The organism is Coprococcus sp. AF21-14LB (assembly GCF_003458885.1).
Lineage (GTDB): Bacteria > Bacillota > Clostridia > Lachnospirales > Lachnospiraceae > UBA9414.
Genome location: NZ_QRVX01000090.1, coordinates 1 through 4374, shown reverse-complemented (window position 1 = coordinate 4374; position 4374 = coordinate 1). Strand labels below are relative to the sequence as shown.

Here is a 4374-nt window from a genome sequence, read left to right as displayed (position 1 = left end):
TCCCTCCTATCCCTTATTATATCATACAATAACATAAAATAACAGCCATAAAAACAGAAAATTTGACATAAAAAAAGCAGGTTTTATGCGACCTGTGAGAACTTTTTTTAATATTCAACTGTCAAACTCCCGTGATGTGCTTGTAGATGGAAAAAGTTATCGTACTTTTGTACTTGACACTACGGTAAATCCAAGCTGACAGCGAAGCTTGTTGATAAATTTCGTGAAGATGTAGCAAATGGTAAAATAAAACTGTAAATGCCTATGCCGTTATGCTATGAGCATAGTACATAGCATAACGGCTTCTCTTTCGTTGAGCTAGCAAGGAGGGTGAATATGTCTTTATCCATACAAGAGCGATTAAAAGACCTACGTGTGGAGCGTGGCTTGACGCTGGGGCAGCTTGCGGAGCAGACCGGGCTTTCCAAGTCTGCGCTGGGCAGTTACGAAACGGAAGACTTCAAGGACATCAGCCACTATGCCCTTATCCGGCTGGCGAAGTTTTACGGTGTGACCGCTGATTATCTGCTGGGGCTGTCTGAAATGAAAAATCACCCAAACGCGATCTTGCAGACCTGCGTTTGAGTGATGAAATGATTGACCTGCTGAAAAGCGGGAGGATAGACAATACCCTGCTGTGTGAGCTGGCGGCGCACCCGGATTTCCCCCGGCTGATGGCTGACCTTGAAATCTATGTGAACGGAACGGCACTGAAACAGGCGCAGGGTGCAAACGCCATAGTGGACACGATGAGCGCAACTGTTATAAAAAAGCATAATCCTGGCATGAGTGATACGCAGTTAAGACAGCTTATCACCGCCCATATTGATGAGGACGAGTTTTGCCGCTATGTGATACAACGGGACATAAACGGGATTGCCCTTGCTCTGCGGGAAACACACAAGGACGATTTTTTCAGCGTCCCAGAGGATAACCCGCTAAAAGAAATGCTGGAAACTGCTGGTGAAATCGTCAGCCAGGACAGCGACACGGAACAAGCGTACTTGGCGTTTATCTGCAAACGGCTCAAGCTGAATTTTAGGAAGCTGTCAGTAGAAGAACGGAAGTGGCTGAAAAAGATTGCGGAAAAATCCGACTTGCTGAAGAATCCAAAACCGCAGAGAGGACGAAGATAAAAAATGCCTGAACGGCGGTTCTGGTTTTTCAGAACCACCATCCAGGCATTTTGTTTAGTAATAGAAAAAGGTGCAGTTGATTATTGCGTATTGTCAATCTCTCTCAAACCGGGTAGTAAAAATACGGCAAGCGCAACGATGATAATGCCAATTCCGCAAATGACAAACCATTTCTCAACTCCCAGCCGCTCCGCCAGAGGCCCGGAAATGACAAGGCCAAACGGCATGGCGAGGGAAGCGGCGCTTGTCAGTAGAGAAAAAACTCTCCCCAGATATTCTGGTTTGACCGTTTCTTGAAAAATCGCATCTTGCACACCGTAAAATGGAGCGGAAATTCCCATAACAGTACAGCACACAACAAAGACAAGAAATGCGTCTGGCGGCAAAAGCCGGAGAGCATATTGCTAACGCCCATCAGGAGAACGGAAAGACCGATGGTGTACCGCCGTTTCTTAAAACCGCCCCAAATGCTCAGAATGACTCCGCCAAGCAGCATACCAACCGCAAAAGCAATTTCAGCGGCAGAGGCATGGGCCGGTGTTCCTTTGAAGTATGACATACAGATGAGAGGAAAAAGCGTACTGATTGGCATATAAAAGAACATATAAATTACACCAATCCAGAGCAGAGCAAAGAGGCCCCTGTTTTGCTTTAATACCACATACCCCTCTTTCATATCCTGTAAAAACTGTTGTCTTTTCGTTTCTGGACATAGTTCAGGCGTTGGTATGGACGAAATCGCAACAGTCACACAGGCAAGGATTGCACCCACAATATCTAACAATATAATTGCATTAAGAGCCAAACAGCATATAAAAACGCTGCGGCAGCTGGACTGATAATCGCACTTACTGCTTGCATGGTCTGCGTGTAACCAGCGCATTTTGTAAGTTCCTCTTTTGGCACAATCATAGGTGTTGCTGCGCTGAATGCTGGAGAATGAAAAGCAGTTCCCGCACTTCGGATTAACAGGACAACCATAATAGACCATACGGGCAATTCCATGTAAAACGCCACCAGCGCCAGAATACCGCCAGCGGCGGCAATTATCAAATCCGCACCAATCATTACGCTTTTACGGCTGTGCCGGTCAACAAAAGCACCTGCAAACGGGCCTAAACAGGCTTGCGGCAAAAATCCAATCAGTGTTGCCGCCGTCAATATGATTGCAGAATTAGTTTTCGCAACCAAATAAAAGATAATGGCCATTTGCAAAATACCGCTGCTAATAAAGGATATTGCTTGTCCGGCAAGAAGTGTAAAATAAGTTTTTCTCCATGAATTGTTGTTTTGGGTCATAATGCGAACCTCCTTTTTTATTGCATTGTTCCTTTGTTTCTGCAATAAAAAGCAGGCGTTGTCCCACAGAGAGGGCAGACGCTGCATAACAACAAAGCACGAAAAAACACCACGATACAGTTCAAAGACTGCTCGTGTCAAACCTACGTGTTCCTTTGCATACGCACGCAAAAAAAGCCCACCATCATGTGGAAAGGTACTTCTACTTTTTATTGCTTATTAGCGTACACAAATTAACACACGTAAGCCTCCTTCCAATCTCAAACTGTCGCACAGTATAACACACATCCGATAGACTTGTCAACCATTTTTAACCTTGTTTCCATCTTGTTTTTCCATCTCTTACGGGCAGTAGCAAAGCCAGGCGAGCCAGTCAACGGTCAAGATGAACGGCGCTTTCAGCGCCGCCGTTGACAGTCTCGCCCGTCTTTGCTAATGGGTAATCAAGGCGGGAAAGCCATTTTAGGGCTTTCCCGCCCATTTCAATTTTGGGAGAAGAAAGGCCCCAAAATGAACGAGTGCGGCCAAACACTTTTAGGGATTGGCCACCTTGTCCACCCATCCAGCGGGGCGGCGGGGAACGGTCAAGGCCGGGCGTCAGCCATTCATTTCAGCCTTGACGGTTTCCTGCCGTCCTGCTACTTTTCCCGGAGTGTGGCCACACATCTGGTCACGGTGTCCAGAGCTTTGGGACTTTTTGTCCCATAGGCCGGGGGCGGAGGACGAGGGACGGGGGCTTTCATAATACGCCCTGTCTGCTGCTGAAATCAGCCCTTTGTTTCCGGCTTACCAGCCCCAAACAAAGCCCTGCTTTCCTGCCGCGTCAAATGCCCTTGCCCTCCCCGGCGGCAACGGTATTTTCAGGGCAACGCCGACAGAGCGTATAACACACTACACTTTGCTCCGCAAAGTCGTGTGCCAAATGGGGCGCTGCCCCCTTTGGAAACCCCCGCAACAAACAGGTGCTATGCACCCAGCCGGGAGCATAGCGCCGTTTGTTGTCAGCAGCCCGTTTCACGGTCTGCGTGTAGTTCCTTGTAAACTGACCTAAATTATTGTAAAAATCACAGATTGAAGATGATTGAACAGTTTTATAAAAATGTTCTAAATAATTATCTATGATTTCTTCTAATTCACTGATTGTCCATTCTTTTAATTCTGTTTCATTTTTAAACAATTCAGCTCCGCTAACTGTAAATGCACCAATAGTTCTCAAACTTAAAGGTGTTTCTTTGTTGGTTTCCATTTTCAATAAATCCCATAACAAATCATCTAACCACAATGGTTTGATTGTTTCTACGGCAGTACAATAACACTTATCATCTGACTTTACTTTCACATCAATAAGCAAATCGAAAAATAATTCTTTTTTCTTATACCAAATCATAAAGTCTTTTTTCTTAAACTTATATTTTTTAATTTTATCTTTTAATATTTTAGGCAACGCTTTTGTTAGTTCCTTATATTTTTGTCGTTCTTCCTTTTTCACTTGAAACACATCCCTTCAAATTCATATTTTTCAATTTTACAAACTGGAAGTTATCCAATCAGTCCATCATTTGATCCAAAATAGTAATAATTTCATTATATTCCTCATCGGTTAATACTTTGACCCATAAGCAGGGATGATCTTCCACAAATCCTGCTTTAAGCATTGTTTCTTGGTCTGGACTATAAATATAATATAACGCAGGTTTATCTTCTCCCATATAACGATATGTGCCGGTATTGCATAAAACTCCTTTGTACCATATTTTCATAGAATATTACCTCTTACCTCAAACTTGTTCCTCTCCACAAAATTCCGATTTATCTATAAAGCATTGTTACAAACTATGAAACTCCTATTTTTAACACGCTCTACAAACCGCTTTTCTTTCAAAAAGTCTTCTTTATTTATAATCCGTTTATAAAATTCTTGCTTTATTTCTTTTCTTAA

2 protein-coding genes and 2 pseudogenes are annotated in these 4374 nt (G+C 43.7%); 1 reads left to right on the top strand and 3 read right to left on the bottom strand.

Annotated elements, in window-relative coordinates; translation table 11 throughout:
- Nucleotides 1-336: 336 nt before the first annotated feature.
- Nucleotides 337-1136 (top strand): annotated as a pseudogene (locus tag DWX73_RS12880) (helix-turn-helix domain-containing protein).
- 80 nt (nt 1137-1216) lie between these two features.
- Here DWX73_RS12880 and DWX73_RS12875 read toward each other — a convergent pair.
- The 3 genes and pseudogenes from DWX73_RS12875 to DWX73_RS12855 all read right to left on the bottom strand — a co-directional run bounded on the left by DWX73_RS12875 (nt 1217) and on the right by DWX73_RS12855 (nt 4195).
- Nucleotides 1217-2435, bottom strand: a pseudogene (locus DWX73_RS12875) (MFS transporter).
- 823 nt (nt 2436-3258) lie between these two features.
- Nucleotides 3259-3924 (bottom strand): hypothetical protein, encoded by a 666-nt coding sequence (locus DWX73_RS12860; RefSeq protein WP_242996905.1) that lies wholly within the window; start codon nt 3922-3924, stop codon nt 3259-3261.
- A gap of 58 nt (nt 3925-3982) precedes the next feature.
- Complete coding sequence (locus DWX73_RS12855; protein ID WP_118349089.1) at nt 3983-4195, bottom strand: hypothetical protein; 213 nt, start codon at nt 4193-4195, stop codon at nt 3983-3985.
- Nucleotides 4196-4374: the final 179 nt, after the last annotated feature.